This window comes from Psychroserpens sp., from assembly GCF_036960315.1.
Taxonomy (GTDB): domain Bacteria; phylum Bacteroidota; class Bacteroidia; order Flavobacteriales; family Flavobacteriaceae; genus Psychroserpens.
In genome coordinates this window covers 306,053-325,959 of sequence record NZ_JBALVR010000005.1, presented here as the reverse complement: position 1 = coordinate 325,959, position 19,907 = coordinate 306,053, and the positions used below count along the sequence as shown (strand labels likewise).

21 protein-coding genes are annotated in these 19,907 nt (G+C 34.4%); 8 read left to right on the top strand and 13 right to left on the bottom strand.

Features of this window, described 5'->3' with window-relative positions; all coding sequences use genetic code 11:
- The 3 genes from V7719_RS11155 to trhO all read right to left on the bottom strand — a co-directional run bounded on the left by V7719_RS11155 (window position 1) and on the right by trhO (window position 2,898).
- Window positions 1-504 carry a gliding motility lipoprotein GldH gene (locus V7719_RS11155; protein ID WP_335729986.1) on the bottom strand — a complete coding sequence of 168 codons (504 nt, stop codon included), beginning with the start codon at window positions 502-504 and terminating at the stop codon, window positions 1-3.
- Window positions 491-1,669 (bottom strand): PSP1 domain-containing protein, encoded by a 1,179-nt coding sequence (locus V7719_RS11150; RefSeq protein ID WP_335729985.1) that lies wholly within the window; start codon window positions 1,667-1,669, stop codon window positions 491-493. Before V7719_RS11150 ends, V7719_RS11155 begins: the two co-directional genes overlap by 14 nt.
- Before the next feature lie 161 nt (window positions 1,670-1,830).
- The gene (trhO, locus tag V7719_RS11145) at window positions 1,831-2,898 is read right to left on the bottom strand and encodes an oxygen-dependent tRNA uridine(34) hydroxylase TrhO (RefSeq protein WP_335729984.1); all 1,068 of its coding nucleotides are present in this window, start codon (window positions 2,896-2,898) and stop codon (window positions 1,831-1,833) included.
- Between the two features lie 463 nt (window positions 2,899-3,361).
- Here trhO and recA point away from each other — a divergent pair, with 463 nt between their 5' ends.
- The 4 genes from recA to V7719_RS11125 all read left to right on the top strand — a co-directional run bounded on the left by recA (window position 3,362) and on the right by V7719_RS11125 (window position 6,973).
- Window positions 3,362-4,366 (top strand): recombinase RecA, encoded by a 1,005-nt coding sequence (gene recA / locus V7719_RS11140; RefSeq protein ID WP_335729983.1) that lies wholly within the window; start codon window positions 3,362-3,364, stop codon window positions 4,364-4,366.
- Between the two features lie 142 nt (window positions 4,367-4,508).
- Entirely contained in the window at window positions 4,509-4,916 is a 408-nt protein-coding gene (locus V7719_RS11135; protein WP_335729982.1) for a hypothetical protein, read from the top strand.
- A gap of 21 nt (window positions 4,917-4,937) precedes the next feature.
- Window positions 4,938-5,480: an RNA polymerase sigma factor gene (locus V7719_RS11130; protein ID WP_335729981.1), complete on the top strand. Its 543-nt coding sequence runs from the start codon at window positions 4,938-4,940 to the stop codon at window positions 5,478-5,480.
- A complete protein-coding gene (locus V7719_RS11125) occupies window positions 5,480-6,973 on the top strand; it encodes a hypothetical protein (protein WP_335729980.1) in 1,494 nt (497 codons plus the stop codon). Before V7719_RS11130 ends, V7719_RS11125 begins: the two co-directional genes overlap by 1 nt.
- An 86-nt stretch (window positions 6,974-7,059) precedes the next feature.
- Here V7719_RS11125 and V7719_RS11120 read toward each other — a convergent pair whose 3' ends face one another.
- Window positions 7,060-7,797: a lysophospholipid acyltransferase family protein gene (locus V7719_RS11120; protein ID WP_335729979.1), complete on the bottom strand. Its 738-nt coding sequence runs from the start codon at window positions 7,795-7,797 to the stop codon at window positions 7,060-7,062.
- 111 nt (window positions 7,798-7,908) lie between these two features.
- Here V7719_RS11120 and trpS point away from each other — a divergent pair, with 111 nt between their 5' ends.
- Window positions 7,909-8,877 (top strand): tryptophan--tRNA ligase, encoded by a 969-nt coding sequence (gene trpS, locus V7719_RS11115; RefSeq protein WP_335729978.1) that lies wholly within the window; start codon window positions 7,909-7,911, stop codon window positions 8,875-8,877.
- Here trpS and dprA read toward each other — a convergent pair.
- Complete coding sequence (dprA, locus tag V7719_RS11110; RefSeq protein WP_335729977.1) at window positions 8,874-9,977, bottom strand: DNA-processing protein DprA; 1,104 nt, start codon at window positions 9,975-9,977, stop codon at window positions 8,874-8,876. The two genes, trpS and dprA, sit on opposite strands and share 4 nt — an antisense overlap.
- Window positions 9,978-10,078: 101 nt before the next feature.
- Here dprA and V7719_RS11105 point away from each other — a divergent pair, with 101 nt between their 5' ends.
- The 3 genes from V7719_RS11105 (at window position 10,079) to V7719_RS11095 (ending at window position 11,927) form a co-directional block, all read left to right on the top strand.
- Window positions 10,079-11,017: an SPOR domain-containing protein gene (locus V7719_RS11105; protein WP_335729976.1), complete on the top strand. Its 939-nt coding sequence runs from the start codon at window positions 10,079-10,081 to the stop codon at window positions 11,015-11,017.
- Between the two features lie 136 nt (window positions 11,018-11,153).
- The gene (locus V7719_RS11100; protein ID WP_335729975.1) at window positions 11,154-11,666 is read left to right on the top strand and encodes an acyl-CoA thioesterase; all 513 of its coding nucleotides are present in this window, start codon (window positions 11,154-11,156) and stop codon (window positions 11,664-11,666) included.
- Window positions 11,667-11,714: 48 nt separating this feature from the next.
- Window positions 11,715-11,927, top strand: a complete 213-nt coding sequence (locus tag V7719_RS11095) for a DUF6515 family protein (RefSeq protein ID WP_335729974.1) — start codon at window positions 11,715-11,717, stop codon at window positions 11,925-11,927.
- A 114-nt stretch (window positions 11,928-12,041) separates the two neighbouring features.
- On the opposite strand, the gene V7719_RS11090 is transcribed toward V7719_RS11095, so the two are convergent.
- The 8 genes from V7719_RS11090 to V7719_RS11055 form a co-directional block, all read right to left on the bottom strand.
- On the bottom strand, window positions 12,042-13,259 hold the full coding sequence (locus V7719_RS11090; protein WP_335729973.1) for a murein hydrolase activator EnvC family protein: 1,218 nt from the start codon (window positions 13,257-13,259) through the stop codon (window positions 12,042-12,044).
- Complete coding sequence (locus tag V7719_RS11085) at window positions 13,249-14,031, bottom strand: DUF4292 domain-containing protein (RefSeq protein ID WP_335729972.1); 783 nt, start codon at window positions 14,029-14,031, stop codon at window positions 13,249-13,251. Before V7719_RS11085 ends, V7719_RS11090 begins: the two co-directional genes overlap by 11 nt.
- 3 nt (window positions 14,032-14,034) lie before the next feature.
- The gene (locus tag V7719_RS11080) at window positions 14,035-15,396 is read right to left on the bottom strand and encodes a tetratricopeptide repeat protein (protein WP_335729971.1); all 1,362 of its coding nucleotides are present in this window, start codon (window positions 15,394-15,396) and stop codon (window positions 14,035-14,037) included.
- A gap of 75 nt (window positions 15,397-15,471) precedes the next feature.
- Complete coding sequence (locus tag V7719_RS11075) at window positions 15,472-16,491, bottom strand: sugar phosphate nucleotidyltransferase (RefSeq protein ID WP_335729970.1); 1,020 nt, start codon at window positions 16,489-16,491, stop codon at window positions 15,472-15,474.
- A gap of 233 nt (window positions 16,492-16,724) precedes the next feature.
- Window positions 16,725-17,159, bottom strand: coding sequence for a dUTP diphosphatase (gene dut / locus V7719_RS11070; RefSeq protein WP_335729969.1), 435 nt, complete (start codon window positions 17,157-17,159; stop codon window positions 16,725-16,727).
- Between the two features lie 27 nt (window positions 17,160-17,186).
- Complete coding sequence (locus tag V7719_RS11065; protein WP_335729968.1) at window positions 17,187-18,617, bottom strand: oligosaccharide flippase family protein; 1,431 nt, start codon at window positions 18,615-18,617, stop codon at window positions 17,187-17,189.
- A 56-nt stretch (window positions 18,618-18,673) separates the two neighbouring features.
- Entirely contained in the window at window positions 18,674-19,189 is a 516-nt protein-coding gene (locus tag V7719_RS11060; RefSeq protein ID WP_335729967.1) for a hypothetical protein, read from the bottom strand.
- A gap of 93 nt (window positions 19,190-19,282) precedes the next feature.
- A complete protein-coding gene (locus V7719_RS11055; RefSeq protein WP_335729966.1) occupies window positions 19,283-19,822 on the bottom strand; it encodes a hypothetical protein in 540 nt (179 codons plus the stop codon).
- Window positions 19,823-19,907 lie beyond the last annotated feature (85 nt).

Here is a 19,907-nt window from a genome sequence, read left to right as displayed (position 1 = left end):
TCAATGAGTTTGCGAATGCTCTATTCTAAAACCGACATCTGTGATGCCTTCTAATTTATCAATGCCATCAACACTTCCGTTTTGTCTCATGGCATGTTGTATGTTAACGGTATATTCTCCAGATTCGTTGAAAACAAAAGGTTCTTCATAACCTTTATACCATAATTTATTTTCTTTGACGTCTGTAAATCCAGTGCCCAAAAATGTACCATCTGGATTGGCCATCTTGTATTCTAATGTGTCTTTCAACGTTTTTCCGTTAGGATAATTAACTTCTACAATTAGAAACAAATTACTGTATTTATAATCTTCAGTATTTCTTAAATTAACGAACAAATTATAAGCCCTTGTCGAGTCTGGAGGCGTGACCTTAAACTCAATCTTATTAGCTTTATTCCATTCGTCTGGCACTGATTTGTATTCGTCAAATACACGATTAGAGTCACAAGAAACTGAAATCACTAATATTAGTAGACAAATGAACCAATACTTACTTTTTTGCATTACTGTTATTTGTTTTATTGCTGCTTTGTCTTTGCTTGCCTCTATTATTTCTACGTTTCTTTTTACGTTTTGGACTATCGAAACGTGTTAAACTATCTTGACCAACAACGTTTTCAAACTCCGTTTTAGTATCTTCAATGAGTTCAGAAGCGTATTCTTCTAGGCTTTCGACTTTTTCTTTACGCCTATTTTTTTCTATAATTTCATTGGCTTGTTCAGTAGTTAATACATGCCAATTCATCCACTCACCTTCATAAGCATACCACATATGACCCCTAAAAATATCTGTTTTTTGACAAACAGCTTTACCTTTTTCAGTGTATAATCTAGTTTCGGTTTTTGGGAATGCTTTTAAGGCATCCAGATAAGCGTCTAACTCATAATTCAAACAGCATTTCAGTTTTCCGCATTGACCAGCTAATTTTAAAGGGTTCAATGATAATTGTTGGTAACGTGCCGCAGATGTGCTTACCGATCTAAAATCGGTTAACCAAGTAGAACAACAAAGCTCTCTTCCGCAGGAGCCGATGCCTCCAAGACGAGCGGCTTCTTGACGAAAACCAACTTGCTTCATTTCGATTCGTGTTCTAAACTCTCTAGCAAAAACTTTAATAAGTTCTCTAAAGTCGACGCGTTCTTCAGCTGTGTAGTAAAATGTGGCTTTACTCGCATCGCCTTGATATTCGATATCTGAGATTTTCATTTTGAGTTTTAGATCAATAGCAAACCGTCTAGCTTTGACCTTCATCGGGTCTTCCTTATCTCTTGCTGCTGACCAAATATCAATATCTTTCTGACTGGCCTTACGGTAAATCTTCATGACGTTTTCTTCGTCATTGATATCAACCTTTTTACGTTTCATTTGTACTCTTACCAATTCCCCTGTAAGAGTCACCATACCAATGTCATGACCAGAGCCAGCCTGTGTAGCAACGATATCACCAATGCTTAATGTGAGGTTTTCGGAATTTTTATAGTATAGTTTTCGACCATTTTTAAAACGGACTTCAATACCTATAAATGGATCTTGACCTTGCGGTAACGACATGTTGGCCAACCAATCAAAAACAGTAAGTTTATTGCAGCTATCTGTGCCACAAGTTCCATTGTTTTTGCATCCTTTGGGTTGTCCATCCTTTCCAGTTGAGCAACTTTTACAACTCATGAAATGTTATATATATAATTCGGCAACGTAGATAGATGCCGAATGACGATTAGTATTTATTTTCAAATGTAAAGATAAGATTATTTATTCAGTAAAGTAAAAGTAAATCTAACCCTTAATATTAAACTGAAATGAGTTACAAAAAGGCTATTTAACTGGTGTTATTTTTTAGGAAAAGAGTCAAAAATATTTCTCAAATCCTTTTTATAAGGCAAATGATCTGCTCTCCCTTTTTTGAAAATATCGTTGCTATTGCCTTGTCCTTTTCGTAAGGCCTTTTGTTCTTCGAAAGGTAATTTGTTAATTTCCATACAGCTTGCAGAACAACAATTTTCCATTTGCTCTTTACATGCATCACATTGAATAAACAATAAATGACACGCTTCATTAGCGCAGTTGGTATGCATATCTGCTGGTTTCCCACATTGGTGACAATTGGCAATCACGTCATCGCTAATACGTTCAGAGCGACGTTCATCAAATACAAAGTTCTTACCTAAGAACTTATTTTCTAAATCATTGGCTTCTACCTGTCTTACATAATTGATGATTCCGCCTTCTAACTGAAATACATTTTTAAAGCCTTTGTGTTTGTAGTAAGCGCTAGCTTTCTCACAACGAATGCCTCCAGTACAATACATCACCAAGTTTTTATCTTCCTTGTGCTCTTTTAAGTCTACTTCAATCAAGTCTAAAGATTCTCTGAAAGTATCGACATCTGGTGTAACAGCATTTTTAAAATGGCCTATTTCACTTTCGTAATGATTACGCATATCAACCAAAACCGTGTTTGGATCTTCGATAAGTTTGTTAAATGTTGAAGCGCCAACATGAACCCCTTTATTGGTCACATCGAAGGTATCATCATTTAAACCATCGGCAACTATTTTATGTCGCACTTTCACTTTGAGTTTTAAAAAGGCAAAATTATCATGCTCAATAGCAATATTTAATCTTACGTTTTCTAAAAAAGAAATGGTATCAAGATGATTTTTAAAGATTTCAAAGTTCTCTGCAGGAACAGAAAGCTGTGCATTAATCCCTTCATTTGCCACATAAATTCTACCTAAGACGTCTTGTTCGTCCCAAGCTAAATACAGGTGGTTTCTAAAAATTTCGGTATTGCCAATTTTGGCGTACTTGTAGAAAGAGATGGTTAAGCGTTCTTTTCCCGCTTGTTCGATAAGTTCCGTTCTCTCCTTAGCACTTAAGTTATTGTACAGTTGCATGCTATACTAATTTTTTAAGGTTAAAGACTATTACCATTTCTGGCATTGAGCTGCAAAGGTATGATTTTTACTAGAATATCAAATGGTTACAATAAAAAAGCCCTTTAGACGATCTAAAGGGCTTTTTTGAGGACTAACTCGTTATTAATATTTTTAAAATGTTTGTCTTAAAAATAGAAAACGAGTTAGCCTCCATCAGCTTTACAATTGCTGTTTACTGATACAGCTCCTGAAACACCTAATGTGTTGTTAAAAATAATTTTTCTAAAAAATCTCATTCCTCTGTAAGAATTAAATTTCGGATAAGCCAGTTAAGGCTTGGTTTTCATAGCAAGATTTCCCAATCTCAATTAGTAGATGCAAAAAGTTCAAAAAGGTTGCGTCATAACCTTAAAAAAAATTAAAAGTTGTTGTATTTTAGCTATCCGCTTCAAACAATTATTCAATTAAAACATACAGATCAATGAGCAGTGAAAAAGACGCAAAATTAAAAGCGCTAAAATTAACTTTAGACAAACTAGATAAGGCCTACGGAAAGGGAACCGTAATGAAAATGAGCGACCAACCAGTCGTAGATATTGACGCGATTTCTTCGGGATCTTTAGGACTTGATATTGCTTTAGGAGTTGGCGGTTATCCTAGAGGAAGAGTTGTAGAGATTTATGGTCCAGAATCTTCTGGAAAAACGACATTAACCTTACACGCTATTGCTGAAGCTCAAAAAGCTGGAGGTATTGCAGCATTTATTGATGCAGAACATGCTTTTGATAGAACATATGCTGAAAATTTAGGAGTAGATATTGATAATCTTATTATTTCTCAACCTGATAATGGTGAACAAGCTTTAGAAATTACCGATAATTTAATCCGCTCAGGTGCAATTGATATTGTTGTGATAGATTCTGTTGCAGCATTAACACCAAAAAGTGAAATTGAAGGTGAAATGGGTGATTCTAAAATGGGGTTACATGCACGTTTAATGTCGCAAGCTTTAAGAAAATTAACTGGATCTATAAGTAAAACCAATTGTACAGTGATATTCATTAACCAATTACGTGAAAAAATTGGTGTGATGTTTGGGAATCCAGAAACAACCACTGGTGGTAATGCCCTGAAATTCTACGCTTCGGTACGATTAGATATTAGACGTTCGACTCAAATTAAAGAAACTGATGGTAATGTAACAGGAAACAAAACAAGAGTGAAAGTTGTAAAAAACAAAATAGCTCCACCATTCAAAATGTGTGAATTTGATATCATGTATGGTGAAGGTATCTCTAAAGTAGGAGAAATTTTAGATCTTGCAGTTGAACATGAAATTGTCAAAAAGAGCGGTTCTTGGTTTAGCTATGGCGATACCAAACTAGGTCAAGGTAGAGATGCAGTAAAGGCATTGATAAAAGATAACCCAGAACTTATGGACGAGCTTGAAGGAAAAGTTCGTGCTATCGTAAATTCTGTAGATTAATTCCTTCAAAAAAGTATTAAAACATAATTATATTTAAAAAAATCCCTCTTTTTTGGGATTTTTTTTGTTTTTAGACGCAACCTTTCATAAAGTTGTGCATCTATAAATAGAAATCATATGTATTTCTCAATATTAAATAAATATGAAAAAGATAATTTTTTTAAGTTTTTTAGTGGTTTCGTTATTCTCATGTAATATATCGGACGACGCCCCAAATTTCTTTTATGAAGCTCAACCTGTGGTGAGTGTTGTCATACCTGATTCATTTCAATTAGGTGAAACCTATGAAATCACATTGACTTATATCAAGCCAAGTGGTTGTCATGTGTTCAATAATTTGCTTTATGAAAGTGACCTTAATCAACGAGATATCGCTGTGGTAACAGCCGTTTTTCCTGATCAAGGATGTAATGAAGTGCCCGAGGAGGAAGAGGTCAACTTTAACTTTAAAGTCAACAATACAGGTAGTTATATTTTTAGATTTTGGCAAGGCCCAGATGAAAACGGCGTTGACACGTATCTTGTTATTGAAGTGCCCGTAGAAGATTAAAACTAACTAAACAAAAATCATTTGAGTTTAGAGCAACTCATAGAGCGATGTAAAAAAAATGATGCTCAAGCACAAAGTGAACTATATAAGCTCTATGCGAGTAAACTGTTTTCGATTTGCTTGAAGTATTCGCGTAATTACGCCGAAGCCGAAGATAATTTGCAAGACGCATATATCACGGTTTTTAAAAAAATTGATCAGTTTAAAAGTCAAGGATCACTCGAAGGTTGGATGAAACGTATAACCATCAACACTGCTCTACAAAGGTATCGTAGCGCTGGTGTTTTTGACATTATTAATGAAGATCAAATTGAAGATGTAACCGTCGAGGACGATGACGACAATATCAGCATCGATTTTTTGCTAAACATCATTCAAGAATTACCAGATCGTTACCGATTGGTATTTAATTTATATGCCTTAGACGATTATTCGCATAAGGAAATTGCAACTCTGTTGGATATTTCAACAGGAACATCAAAATCTAATTTGGCGCGAGCAAGATTGATTTTAAAAGATAAAGTAGAACAATACAAAGCGAAACCCAACTCACAAAGTTTATAATGAGTGAAAACAAACATATAGACAAACTCTTTAAAGAGCAGCTTAAAAACTTTGAAGTTGCTCCTAATGATGCTGTCTGGGAAAATATAGAACGTGAGCTTCACAAGGATAAACGCAAGAAGCGTAGAATTATTCCAATTTGGTGGAAAATAGGTGGTATTGCTGCTGCTCTAGTTTTAATGTTTACTGTTGGTAAAGCTGTATTAAGCGACGATTCTAATACTCAAATAGAACGCCAGGTTGTGGATACTGAAACTTCTGAAAAAGATAACACTAATCATTCTGAAAACAAGTTGAATACTTCGAAGGAAGCAAACACTACTGTATCTGTAGCTACTTCAGAAAAGGAAAAGGAAAATTCAACTTCAAACAAGTCGTCTATCATAAAACATAAGTCTCAACAAAAAGATGCTGTTGTTAATACTGATGCACAACTTCCGAAGAGAAATAAAGATAAAAGTAATGTGACCAGCACAACTAAAAATGCGATCGCAAATCGTTCTAATGAGGATAAATTAAACAAAGACGTCATTCAAAATCCTATCAAAAAAGAAGAATCAGAGATTGACAAACTCATCAAAGAGACCACAAATTCAAAAGATACTCAGGTCACATCCTCTAATGTTTTAGAAAAAGAAAATGCCAATACAACAATTGATTCATCTGCAACAAAAGAGGCTATAGAAGAAGAAAATGCAATTGAAAATGCCATAGCAGATGCCGAAAAAGAGGAAGATAAAATTGAAGACATTGAAGAACCTATAAAACGATGGAGTGTTGCGCCTAATGTGGCTCCTGTTTATTTTAACACCTTAGGGAAGGGATCAACAATCGATGACCAATTTGTAAATAACACCAAAGAAGGCGATGTGAATATGAGCTATGGTATCAGAGGTGGTTACGCCGTAAATAAAAAATTAAAAATACGTGCTGGTATTAATAAAGTCGATTTAGGATACTCTACAAAGAACATTCTTGTTTTTGATGGTACAGGTCTTAATGCCGCTGTAAGTTCTAATTTACAACTTGGACATGTTAGATTTCATGATTCTATTGTTGGAAATAATGCTTATGTAAGTGCCAATAGTGTAAGTTTCACAACTGGGCCAGAAATTTTATTCACCAAAGAACAGGGTTCAATTGACCAACAGCTTGGTTTTATTGAAGTGCCTATTGAAATTGAATACAGCCTAATAGACAAAAAAATAGGTGTCAACCTTATTGGAGGTTTTAGTACATTCTTTTTAAATAATAACGAAATATATGCTGTTCAAAATAATGGAGACAGAACTTTATTAGGTGAAGCAACAAATATTAATGATTTGAGCTATAGTGCCAATTTTGGTGTTGGTGTCAACTATAGGTTTTCAAAACAATTACAATTTAATCTTGAACCCACGTTCAAGTATCAAATTAATACATTCAATGATACGTCTGGTGATTTCCAACCTTTCTTCATTGGTGTATATACAGGACTTAGTTTTAAGTTTTAGGTTTTTTAGTTGGTTAGATAATTATTGCAAACTTAAATGCAATGATGACGAAAAGCTGCTCTGTGCCAAGAGCGGCTTTTTTGATTTTAAGCGTTAAAGGCTTCTAATTGACTTGACAATAATGCATGAGATTCGGCATTTACGCGTTTAGTGTCTTCTATAGTTAATCCTTCAGTAGAGATAAACTTATGGACTTTTGCTCGCATTTTCCCTGGACTTCCACTAAAAAAAGTATATGAAAATCGCTTTTTGTTATCTCCAAAAGTAATAGGTACTATCGAGATTTCATGATTAATAGCCATTCGAAATGCGCCATCTTTAAATTTGTCTAAAATAATATCTTCATCAGGAACGCCACCTTCAGGAAAAATACAAATACTCATTCCTTGTTTTAAACGTCGTTGCGCTCTTAAAAAAACAGCTTGTCTACTTTTTAGACTACTTCGATCGACCAAAATACTTGTGCGTTTGTAGAAAAACCCAAATAAAGGAATTTTTGCTAACTCCTTTTTACCAACAAATACAAAAGGGTTTTTAACCGTTACCAACATGAGCATAATATCTGCCATTGAGGTATGATTCGCTACAAACATATAACTCTTTGCTCGTTCTGGGATTTGCTCATGCTCAATTTTTATACGGAAACCCATCCCAATCAAAATGAAACGTGCCCAAAAACGAGCGATTTTAAAAAAGAAAGGATACCAAGACTCTTTTAAAATGGATATGACTAGAAAAGGAAATAGTACAACAATTGGTATAGCTACCAATATATAGAACCAAATGCGGTATAATACCCAGAAAATGTGTTTAAAAAGCTTCATCTTCGTCAAAAGTACATAATTGTTTTGAGCTATTTAATTAAAAAAAATACCTTTGCTGACGATATAAGTTTAATTTATTAAAAGAGATTTCCGCTTTTGCGGAAAATGAACATGGCAAGAATACTTACAGGAATACAAAGTACAGGAACACCACATCTAGGTAATATCTTAGGTGCAATTTTACCTGCAATAGAAATGGCTAATAATGAGACAAATGATTCGTTTTTCTTTATTGCAGATATGCACTCATTGACACAGATTAAGGATGCGGATACGCTTCGTCAAAACACGTATTCTACAGCTGCGACTTGGTTGGCCTTTGGATTAGATGTTGACAAGACTGTGTTTTACAGACAAAGTGATATTCCTCAAGTAACTGAATTGTCTTGGTACTTAAGTTGTTTCTTTCCGTATCAACGATTAACATTAGCACATAGTTTTAAGGATAAAGCCGATCGTTTAGAAGATGTCAACGCTGGATTATTTAGCTATCCAATGCTTATGGCAGCTGATATTTTATTGTATGATTCTGAAATCATTCCCGTAGGAAAAGATCAACTACAACATATAGAAATGACACGTGATGTCGCTTCTCGGTTCCATGCCAAAATGGGAGATACTTTTGTATTACCTGAAGGAAAAGTCCAGGAAGATACAATGTTGATTCCTGGTACTGATGGTGCTAAAATGAGTAAGAGTAAGGGTAATATCATCAATATCTTTTTAACAGAGAAGAAATTGCGAAAGCAAATCATGTCTATCGAAACCGATAGTACGCCACTTGAAGAACCAAAAGATTGGAAAACGTGTAACTGTTTTGCACTTTATCAATTATTAGCTTCAGAAGGTGAGATTAATACCATGAAAGCCAATTACGAAAAAGGCGGTTATGGTTATGGTCATGCGAAACAAGCCTTATATGAATTAATCCTTGAAAAATTCTCTACACAACGCGAACGCTATAATCATTTTATGGCCAACCTCAACGAAGTAGATGCGGCTTTAGCTATTGGAACTCAAAAAGCAAAAACTGTTGCAAATGATGTGTTGAAACGAGTGCGTGAAAAAGTTGGGTATTAAACCAATTCAAATAACTTTCCGGGCAATGGTCTTGTGACACCCTTTAATTCCATAGTCAACAAAATACTGGCGACTTTAGAGATGGGCATTTGGCATGCTATAGCAATGACATCTAAAAGTTGTTTCTCATTATCTTTCAGGTAGTTGTAAATTACTTTTTCTTCGGAAGTTAGCTCGACAAATAACTGCTTTTGGATGACTGGAGTTTTGTTATCTTCCAATTGCCAGTTTAATATATATGGAACATCCAACGGATTTGACAATACATGCGCTTGTTGGGTTTTTATCAGGTTATTGCAACCCACACTTTGGCTATCTGTAACACGGCCAGGAACAGCGAATACATCTCGATTATAAGAATTAGCGATATCTGCAGTGACGAGGCTTCCACCTTTTTCTGCTGATTCGATAACAATCGTCGCTTCGCTTACACCAGCAATGATGCGATTCCGTTTTAAAAAGTTATTCCGATCAAAAACAGCTGTGCTCCAAAAGTCTGTGAGAAAGCCACCATTACGCTCTACATCTACCATATGTTTTTTGTGGATTTTAGGATAAATTTGATTGAATCCGTGTGCCAAACACCCAATAGTTTGTAGGTTGTGTTTTAATGCCGATTTATGAGCTGTGATATCTGTTCCGTAAGCAAAGCCAGAAACGATAACAGGATCAAAGGGCACTAATTGTTCGATAAGTTTTTTACAAAAGGCAACGCCATAGGTTGTGATTTTACGCGTACCAACAATACTTATGATTCGCTTTTTCTTGAGCTTAACAGTGCCCGCTTGAAATAATAAGATTGGACCATCGATACAATGTTTTAATTTTTCAGGATAATCATCGTTGGTAAAATACAAACTGACGATATCATTATCTTTAATAAATTTCAGCTCATCTTCAGCTGCTTTCAAATGCTCAGAAGCAAATAATCCTTTTACTGTAGTAGTTCCAATACCATCTATTTTAAGGAGATGATATTGTTTTTCTTTCAAAACAGCTTCAGCAGAACCACAATGACTAATTAATTTTTTAGCTGTAACATCTCCTATTTTAGGAACATTCTGTAAGGCTAGTACATAAATCAATTCTTGATCTGTCATTTTTATAGTATATTTTCTATATGCAAGAAACAAAATTAGACTGTTAATAAATAGTTATCCTTAAGTTTTATTCGCTTTCAAATTTTTTTAACTTTGTTTCTATGCAATTAGAAACTTACATCAGTGATTTACTATATCGATACGATTGTGTGATTGTACCTCAATTTGGTGCATTTTTAACACATCGTGTTTCAGCCAAAGTACACGAAACAACACATTCATTTTATCCGCCAAAAAAAGCGTTGTCTTTTAATGAGCAGTTACAAACCAATGATGGGTTACTAGCTAATTATATGGCTGAAGTTGAGAAAATTCCATACCAAGTTGCTGTTGAAAAAATCGCTAAACAAGTTAAAGCCATTAAATCTTATTTAGTTGAAGGTAAAACTATTGCACTAAATAATATTGGTGATTTAATTTTAAATTCTGAAGGCAAAATCAATTTTGAGCCGTCTCTTCATATCAATTATTTAACAGATGCTTTTGGCTTATCACAGTTCACTTCTGGTGATATTACTAGAGAAGTATACAAAGAAAAGGTTGAGAAAATCGAAAAAGTGATTCCGTTAACCATTACTCCTGAAACACGCAAAAGCAGACCTTATTTAAGATATGCTGCTATTGCTTTAATAGCCTTAACTATTGGAGGTTTTGCTGCATCTAAGCTTTATGTGGATCAAATTGAAAATCAAAATCAACTAGCTCAAGAAGAAGCTAATGAGCAATTGGATGCCAAAATTCAGGAAGCAACATTCATTATTGATAGTCCGATACCTGCAGCAACACTTACTGTAGAAAAACCAACTGGGAACTACCATATTGTTGCTGGCGCTTTTCGTGTAGAAGCGAATTCAGAAAAAAAAATACAACAACTCAGAGATCAAGGGTTTAAAGCTCGTGAAATTGGCGTGAACCGTTACGGGCTTCATGAAGTTGTGTATTCTAGTCATATCGATAGAAATGAAGCGTTAAAAGCCCTAAGAACCATTAAACGAACTCATAATCGTGAGGCTTGGTTATTAGTAAAAGCAGTAGACTAGTTCTCGATACAACCACTATTTAGTCGGTCACTCGAACTGACGTTATTAGAAGCCAGTTTATTTTTATAATTTCATAAATCACTTAGCGAAGATGTAAAATCATCTTACCTTTGCGTGAAATTAAACCCCTATTTTGATGGAGCCAAGAACAGCATTTCAGTCTAAAACAATCATGACCGATTTGGTACTTCCTAGTGAGACCAATCCGATAAATAATTTGTTTGGCGGTGAACTTTTAGCACGCATGGATCGTGCTGCTAGTATTGCTGCGCGTCGTCACAGCAGGCGTATTGTGGTTACAGCGTCGGTTAATCATGTTGCCTTTAATAGATCTATTCCTTTAGGAAGTGTTGTTACTGTAGAAGCTAAAGTCTCTAGAGCTTTCACAAGTTCTATGGAAGTGTATATGGATGTTTGGATAGAAGACAGAGAATCTGGTGAATGTATTAAAGCCAACGAAGCTATTTACACCTTTGTTGCTGTTGATGAAACTGGTCGTCCAATTAGAGTCCCAGAACTTATAGCAGAAACACAACTCGAAAAAGAGCGCTACGAAGCCGCGTTACGCCGTAAACAATTAAGCCTAGTCCTTGCTGGTAAAATGAAGCCTGGTGATGCCACTGAGTTAAAAGCGTTATTTTTTGACTAATTAAACCTTTTATTTTGAAGACCGTCTTATAGTAGAATCTAAAATACTATGAGAACCTTAATCCTTATTTTTTCGACAGCATGCTTATTAAGTTTAAACTCATGTGCAACACGAGTAGTCACGCGACCTGCTTCAGTAACGGTTATAAAAACACCACCTAGACATTATAAAATTGTAAAAGTAAAAGGGAAACGCTACTATTTCTGGAATGGAAATCACTACAAAAAAACTAGAAAAGGGTATGTGGTCGTGGGGGTTTAAAACGATGAAGATGAGATTCTGAAACAACACTTCGACTGCGCTCAGTGTGACAAATCAGAAAGACGAAATAACTATCACATTTTGTAAATCCTAGATTCACATTTCAAAATGCTATCACATTTTGTAAATCCATCCAGCTGGATTTTGAGGTTTGGAGTCTTTAAAAATACCGAAGCCTAACATCGTTTCACCATCGCTATTAGTAAAAACTTCTCCTATTTCTTGATTAGTTACAATCTTATCTCCTTTCTTGACGTAGACTTTTGACAAGTTTCGATATGCTGTAATATAGTTACCATGCTGTATCAAAACTGTTGGATTGGAATACTTTTGACCAGCAACCGCTAAGACTTCACCTTTGAAAACAGCTCTTACTCTAGAGTTTTTCTCGGTAGCTATTCTAACGCCATTACTGTTTATTTTAACTGTAGGGTCTATTGGAGATTGTTGTGTTCCATAACGCACCTTCACCACACCTTTCTCTACTGGCCATGGTAATTTACCTTTATTGGAAACGAAATTCTTGGCAATCAACTTAGCTTCGGGTGTTAATGCAAATCCTTTTGAACTAGATGATTTACCTGCTTTTTTATTGGATGCCAATATGGCTTCTCTAATCAATCTATTGATTTCTCTATCAATAGCATCGATCTCTTGTTGTTTCTTTTTAATCTTAGAAGCATAAGAACTTTGATCTTTTCTTATAGAAGCCATTAACCTTTCCTGTTCATTAACTTCTTTTTCGAGTTCTCTTTTAGTTTTACGGTTTTCGGCAACAAGTCTATCTTTATCTTCTTTCTGACGTAATAAATCGGTATTTAATTCTTGTAACTTTTGCGTTTTTGTTTTGATTAAATCGCCTTGCTCTTTTTGATAATTTGCATATTGCTTAATATACTGAAGTCTCTTATAGGCTTGCTTAAAATCGTTTGACGACAGTAAAAACATCACTCTACTCTGTTCCGATTTGCTTTTATAGGACTTGACAAGCATTTCAGAATATTGCTTTTTAAGCGTCGTTAACTGTTCTCTTAAGCTTGAAATTTCATTTTGGTTGGCATTGATTTCTCGTGTCAATAAATTAGCCTGGTCGTTGGTGACTTTAATTAGGTTTCTTCTTACGCTGACTTTATAATTTAAATCTTCTATCAGTGAAATGACTGATTTCTCTTCTTTCTTATTCGAAAAGAGTAAGACATTTAACTGTTTTAATTCCTTTTGATATTTAACACGTTTTGCTTCTAGTGCTTTTTGCTTAGCACTTTGTGCCTCCGAATAAAAACTACTCAGAAGTAAAAAAAGAAACAAGATGTAGGTTAATTTATTTCGCATTTGCTAAGATTATTTCTTCAAAACCTGAAGGGATTTTAAACGGAAATCTAACCTCTTGATTAACAGAAACCGATTTATATTCTAATACAACATTCAATTCTTCACGGTCTTCTACTGCTATTATTTTAATGTTTTGCGGCAAAATTTCTTTATCCACGTCTTGATATCCCAAATAATCGATTTGTAAGAATCGCTTTTTTGAAGGTTGTAGTAATTGTTGAGAATCCATTTTAAAATGTGATGGATTAAACAACAAAAACAATTCTAACAAGGCACTTTGATTTTTAGGCTGAAGGATATATGAATTCTCGTTAATTGAAATCACATAATTGTTATCCTTTAAGTCGAAAAGTGGCTCTCCAATCAATAGGCTTTGAACCTTATCATAATTTAAGTCTACACCTAAAAGGTTGCTTAATAACTGATAATCGCCATCAAAATATTGGTTATTGATTTTGTCGTAAAACTGAACCCGGTCTGGAGTAATCATTGCTCTAGCTAGACCCAAAGTTGCGCTTATCCAAATGGTTTTATCTTTTTCCATTCGGAGATTAACCGTATATGAAGTCTCTTTTAAATCTTCAATAATGTCAATCTTTACTTTAGCTTGTAGTGTTTTAAAATTTGCGTCTTGCTTTTTGTTTTCCTTAATGAGTTGTTTCGCAGACACATTTGAATCTACCTTACCCGAAGCGACAATACTTCGCGCTGATTTACACGAACTCGCCAATACGACAAATAAGCAAACTAGACTAGTTTTTATAATTCTCATATATTATTGTTCTTTCAATAAAGCTTCTGCCTTTTTAGCAAACGCTTCAGATTGACTAATATTATTGGTCTGTTTATACGCTTCACTTAATTGCTTGTAGAAATCGGCCTCCATACTAGGGTTTTCAACCACATAGTCTAATCCCATTTCTAAGTTTTCTATCGCTTTTTCAGGTTGCTTCAGCTTATTATTTGCAACACCATTTATAAGATATAAAATAGGTTGCGCTGGAAAAATCTCAAGTGCTTCCATGCTCTTTTGAGCTGCTTTCGCATCTTTATTTAAATCAATTTGAAGTAGTAGCACGTCTCTAATAATCTTAAACTCATTAGGTTCTTGTTTTAGAGCTTCTTCATAATAGCTTAATGCCTTTTCTTTGTCGTTAGATTTTAAGTAGTACTCACCTAATTCCAATAACGTTTTCACACTTTTATCCTCACTAACTAATGACGTGATTTCCACTAAATCTGATTCGTACTGAGGGTTTTGACCAACAAATTTCACAAAATCATTAAGCACTTTCGTTTTGGCTTCAGGTTTTATAACAGGACTTGTTAGAACCACTTTCATAGACTTAATAGCATTGTTAGTATCATTTCCGTCTAAATAAAACTTGTAAAGCGCTAAATGCACTAATTGTGATTCTGGGTTGCGTTGTAACAAACGTTTAGCAGCATCAAAAGCTTTTTGAGTTTCTCCTGTTTCGCTATATCTGTAAATCAATCTTAAGTATGCAGATTCGTCTTCAGGATTACTTTTAACGCGTTCTTCAAGATTTTCTATTCGGTCATCATCATTACCCGTGATATCATAAATTTGGTTACGCAAATAGTCTCTATCTTGACTATACCCTAATTGCTCATCCATTTCATCCAAAACCTTTAGAGCGTCTTTATATTTTTTAACTTGAATATAGAGTGACGCCAAATCTTGTTTGTAATCTGGATGAAACTTCACTAATTGCTTTACAGTTTTAAGCGCCTTATCCATTTCATTTTGCTGAATATAGACATCATACAACTCATCTAGAAACCATTCGTTATCAGGTGCTTTTGATACTGCTTTTTTTAAAGCATCTTCTGCAGCACCAAAATTTTTAAGGGCTTTATAGTTTTTGCCTAATTCGAAATATAAAACGGGATCACTATCCTTTAATTCTATACATTTTAAAAGCGCATCTGCAGACTTCTGATAATTTTCAATACCTTTTTGTTTTAACGCTTCAAAAAAGTACTCTTGGAACATATCTTCAACATTTCCCAAGTCATCATCTGGTCGCTTGTTGAAATCAACTTGCGCAACCATATTCTGCGGAAACATAAGTATTCCGAAGAAAAGAAGTAGGATGTATTGTTTAGTTTTCATTTATATTTATCTAACAAATGTATCTTCATGATTTATAAAAGATTCTTCGCTGTGCTCTGAATGACGTTTCAATAATTATTCCAAAACTGAATAATCACCAATACTGATGGCTGTAAAACGACCATCGTATTTAACATGATTCCCAATCATAGCGTTGTCCAATGTAGCATTTTTAATATTAGTATGGTTTTGTATTAAGCTATTTTTAACGCTTGAATTTTCTATCACACAATTGTTTCCAATAGACACATTTGGTCCAATCGTAGCATCATGCAATTCTACATTTTCTCCAATATAACACGGCTCTATAATATTAGAGTTCAAGATTTTAACTGAATCAGCAATCATTTGCTCTTCACCATCAGCTTTCAAAAACCCTAGCATTTTTGCATTGGTTTCTAGCGTAACACTTTTGTTTCCGCAGTCCATCCACTCGTCTACAGTTCCGGTTTTAAAAACTCGACCATCAGCCATCATACGTTTAATACCGTCATTAATTTGGTATTCACCTCCATTCATAACGTTTTCATCAAGAACTTCTTGCAATTTGCTTTTTAAAACGTCAACATCTTTGAAATAATAAATTCCAATAACCGCTTGATCACTCACAAAGGTTTCGGGTTTTTCTATCAACTCAACAATATTTTGAGCTTCATCTAATTTCACCACTCCATAAGCCTCTGGATTAGCTACACGTTTTGTCCAAATAACACTATCAGCAGTGGGGTCTAAATCGAACTCTGCTCGTATTAATGTATCTGCATAAGCAATTACAGCTGGACCAGAAAGTGAAGGTTTTGCACACATAATGGCATGACCAGTACCTAAAGGTTGGTCTTGACGATAAATAGAAGGCTTTGCTCCCAAACTGGTAGCTAACTTTTTTAAGCTTTCAACAACCTCATCACCGAACCAAGCAGGATCGCCAAGTATAAAGGCGATTTCATCAATAGGCTGATTTAATACCTTCGCAATATCTTTTACCAAACGATGCACTATAGGTTGACCTGCTACAGGAATTAATGGTTTTGGTACAGTTAAACTATGTGGTCTTAATCGAGAACCTCGACCAGCCATTGGTACAATTATCTTCATGTGTTAATCTTCGATGTTTACTTCTAATTTATTCTCTTTTGCTATTCGGTTAAACGCGTCTAACTGTCCTAGCTCTTTCATTTCAGTGTATATAAATCCTATATGTTTTTAGGAAACACATTCACAAGCTTAATCTGAAATCCTTTTTATTTTATCGTTATCCTGAGTAATCCCATGTATAAAGGCAAAAAGGCAAATCAGAGTAGTTATGTTTTTCATGATTTCATTTGTTGTTACTTAACTCCTGTGCTTCCAAAACCACCTTCTCCTCTTGTGGTTTCAGCTAATTCATCAACCTCAGTCCATTCTGCTCTTTCGTGCTTTGCGATGACCAATTGTGCAATTCGTTCGCCATTATTTATAGTAAAATCTTCGTTAGACAAATTCACTAAGATCACACCAATTTCTCCTCTATAATCTGCATCCACAGTTCCTGGAGCATTAAGAACGGTAATTCCTTTTTTTGCTGCCAGACCGCTTCTTGGTCTCACTTGGGCTTCGATACCAACTGGTAATTCTATAAATAATCCGGTTCCTACGATACTTCGCTCTAAAGGTTTTAGTATTCTAGCTTCTGAAAGGTTGGCGCGCAAGTCCATTCCTGCGGAAGCAATCGTTTCGTAGTGTGGTAAATCGTGATTGGATTTGTTGATGATTTTAATTTGCATGTTTCGTTCTATTTCAGATTTAAAAATCTAACTTTTTTTAAGTAATAACTTTAACTCTTTTCGTTCTAAAAATACAATTAGGGTTATATAGCATAACAAAAATACAGTTCCTAATAAAATATCTCTGTCAAAATAGTAATAAGTTATGAAACTTAGCGCCGCACTTAAAAGCAGGTATATTGCAATTCTAGAAATATGATAAGGCACAGGATAGTATTTTCTTCCTAAAGCATAAGAAATAAGCATCATCAAACTATAAGCAATTAGCGTGGCATAGGCACAAGCCATAAAGCCTATTTTCGGAATGAAAATGAGGTTAAATGCGATTGTTATTGCTGCTCCAATTAAGGAAATATACATTCCGAAGCGTGTTCTATCTGTTAGTTTATACCAAATGGAGAGATTATGATAAATCCCTAAACATAGATTTGCTAATAACACAATTGGCACAATATCAAGTGCTAATAAATAGCTTTCTTTTTGAATAAAAATAGGCCTCAGTAAATCTATATAGATCACCACTATCATTAGACCAAGACTACCAACAATAGTAAAATACTTTAAAATGGTAGCGTAAGTTTGCGTCGCATTTTCTTTATCTGAATGGTTAAAGAAAAACGGTTCGGCTCCCATTCTAAAGGCTTGAATGAAAAGCGTCATAAAAACCGCTAATTTATAACAAGCACTATAAGCGCCATTTATAAATTCACCTTCCAGTTCTGGCAAAAGCCATTTATCTAAATTTTCGTTGATAACAAATGCTAATCCAGCGATCATAATTGGCCAACCATAGGTAAATAGCTGTTTTAATATTTTGGTGTCGAATGTTAATCTAGCTTTAAAGAAATAGGGTATGACTAAAATCAACACAACAGCACTAGCAATAAGATTTGCAATAAATATATACTCAACATTATTTTCTACACTAAATAGATTCCTTAGGCCATCTGAGCCATAGCTAGTTGATAACAACAGTACGTTTAATGCCACAATAACTAGTACATTTATTAATTTAATAGATGCAAACTTAATAGGTCTTCCTGTGACTCTTAGATAAGCAAACGGAATCACGATTAAGGTATCTATAAGTGTTATTCCAACAAGTAAATTGTAAAAATCAGTATTGATTCTCAATGTTTCAGAAATAGGAACTCTAAACAAAAAAAGCAGAATTCCGAAAAACAATGTACTAACCACAATCGTTATCATCGCTGTAGATAATACTGCCTTCTTATCTTTGTTTTTACTAAAAAATCTAAAAAAAGACGTTTCCATTCCATAGGTAAGAATGACATTAAAAAAGGCCGCAACAACATAAAACTCTGTGTTTTCAGAGTAACTCTCATTTGGAAGGACATCTGTGTGCAATCGTACTAGCAGAAAGTTGATAAGTCGAGGCAATACTATTGCCAAGCCGTAAATAGCTGTGTCTTTAAAAAAGGTCTTTAGTACGCTCAAGAGTTTTAATTTGTTCTGCTAAAAATACGTTTTTAGCAAACGTGAACCAAAGATAGTTATTGCTTGTTTGGTGGAGCACTTGGGAAATTTATTGGTGCTTTCGGTTTTATGTTCGAAATTTTATAATACTGCATTTTATTGTCTTCTTGATAGCTCACCACACACTGATCATCTTTTAGTTCCCAAGGAACTTTCATCCCTTTAATAGGCATTTGATTAGCATATTCTTCATTGGAATCACTGCTCAAGAGAATATCCTTTGGTTGATATGTTTCGGTTTTAAAACGGCCAACAAATAATTCTTTGTCATTAGAGTTTGTTTCTAACTTTGAGGCTTTCCCTCTAAAATAAACACTATCAAAAATAATGGAAGTGCCAGTTACTGGAATAAATATATTTAAGCCAGAACCACCAGCTTGAAGACCAGATGTCCAGTTTTGATAATATACTTCACCAAATTGAGCAGGTGTTTTCTTTTGTAATTTTTGAGCCGTAGAACATTGTGGAAAACTAGCCATAAGAATGAACACTAAGATAAAAGACAATATGCGTTTAATTATTTTTACAACCATAATTGAAGTATTATAAATATACAATTTCAAAATTAGTGCCATAAAAAAGTCTAACTATAAAAGCAAGACTTTGAAATAATTATAATAAACTTACTAATCGTTGTCGTCATCCTCGTCATCATCAAGAGTAGCCATTCCTGCTGTAGCTGCTTTCAAATATAGAGAAGGAGGGCCATTTTCATAATATGTCCCTGCTACTTCATTTAATTGGGTGATTTTATGATACTTAGTAATTCCGTTCTCAATGTAACTAATTACACATTCATAATCTAAAAGTGTAAATGGATAGCTGTCTGGACGTTCTGATTTTCTAAAAGTATAACCCTTCGATATATTCTCAAGAACGGCAACATACTTTCCGTCTTTCTTTTCTAGTTTACCTTTTAAGTTCCTAAAGTAAATACTATCAATTGTTACATTTTGATTTACGTTGGTAACAGGAAGGAATACATTTATGCCTGTTGCTCCAACTTTAATACCTGCATACCATTCTTGAAAAGAAACAGGTTTAAGGTTAAATGGTATTTGTTGTTCAAATTGTGTAGTGACTGCTTTGGGGCTTGCACATTGAAAAGTAGTAGAAATAATTGCTGCAAAAGCAATGGCGAAAGCCACTTTCTTTAATGATTTCATATCAATTTAGGTTAAGATTTGGAAGGTAAATATAGATAAAAAAATCAATATAACCGATTAAGTGTGTCTTTTATCGATAAAACGC

Bases quoted from the DNA above. Each gene is read 5' to 3' on its own strand.
- V7719_RS11080 (WP_335729971.1), bottom strand. From the start codon at position 15,396: ATGAAAACTAAACAATACATCCTACTTCTTTTCTTCGGAATACTTATG.
- V7719_RS11150 (WP_335729985.1), bottom strand. From the start codon at position 1,669: ATGAGTTGTAAAAGTTGCTCAACTGGAAAGGATGGACAACCCAAAGGA.
- V7719_RS11120 (WP_335729979.1), bottom strand. From the start codon at position 7,797: ATGAAGCTTTTTAAACACATTTTCTGGGTATTATACCGCATTTGGTTC.
- V7719_RS11135 (WP_335729982.1), top strand. From the start codon at position 4,509: ATGAAAAAGATAATTTTTTTAAGTTTTTTAGTGGTTTCGTTATTCTCA.
- V7719_RS11155 (WP_335729986.1), bottom strand. From the start codon at position 504: ATGCAAAAAAGTAAGTATTGGTTCATTTGTCTACTAATATTAGTGATT.
- V7719_RS11090 (WP_335729973.1), bottom strand. From the start codon at position 13,259: ATGCGAAATAAATTAACCTACATCTTGTTTCTTTTTTTACTTCTGAGT.
- V7719_RS11060 (WP_335729967.1), bottom strand. From the start codon at position 19,189: ATGGTTGTAAAAATAATTAAACGCATATTGTCTTTTATCTTAGTGTTC.
- trhO (WP_335729984.1), bottom strand. From the start codon at position 2,898: ATGCAACTGTACAATAACTTAAGTGCTAAGGAGAGAACGGAACTTATC.
- V7719_RS11055 (WP_335729966.1), bottom strand. From the start codon at position 19,822: ATGAAATCATTAAAGAAAGTGGCTTTCGCCATTGCTTTTGCAGCAATT.
- recA (WP_335729983.1), top strand. From the start codon at position 3,362: ATGAGCAGTGAAAAAGACGCAAAATTAAAAGCGCTAAAATTAACTTTA.
- V7719_RS11100 (WP_335729975.1), top strand. From the start codon at position 11,154: ATGGAGCCAAGAACAGCATTTCAGTCTAAAACAATCATGACCGATTTG.
- dprA (WP_335729977.1), bottom strand. From the start codon at position 9,977: ATGACAGATCAAGAATTGATTTATGTACTAGCCTTACAGAATGTTCCT.
- V7719_RS11075 (WP_335729970.1), bottom strand. From the start codon at position 16,491: ATGAAGATAATTGTACCAATGGCTGGTCGAGGTTCTCGATTAAGACCA.
- V7719_RS11125 (WP_335729980.1), top strand. From the start codon at position 5,480: ATGAGTGAAAACAAACATATAGACAAACTCTTTAAAGAGCAGCTTAAA.
- V7719_RS11095 (WP_335729974.1), top strand. From the start codon at position 11,715: ATGAGAACCTTAATCCTTATTTTTTCGACAGCATGCTTATTAAGTTTA.
- dut (WP_335729969.1), bottom strand. From the start codon at position 17,159: ATGCAAATTAAAATCATCAACAAATCCAATCACGATTTACCACACTAC.
- trpS (WP_335729978.1), top strand. From the start codon at position 7,909: ATGGCAAGAATACTTACAGGAATACAAAGTACAGGAACACCACATCTA.
- V7719_RS11085 (WP_335729972.1), bottom strand. From the start codon at position 14,031: ATGAGAATTATAAAAACTAGTCTAGTTTGCTTATTTGTCGTATTGGCG.
- V7719_RS11105 (WP_335729976.1), top strand. From the start codon at position 10,079: ATGCAATTAGAAACTTACATCAGTGATTTACTATATCGATACGATTGT.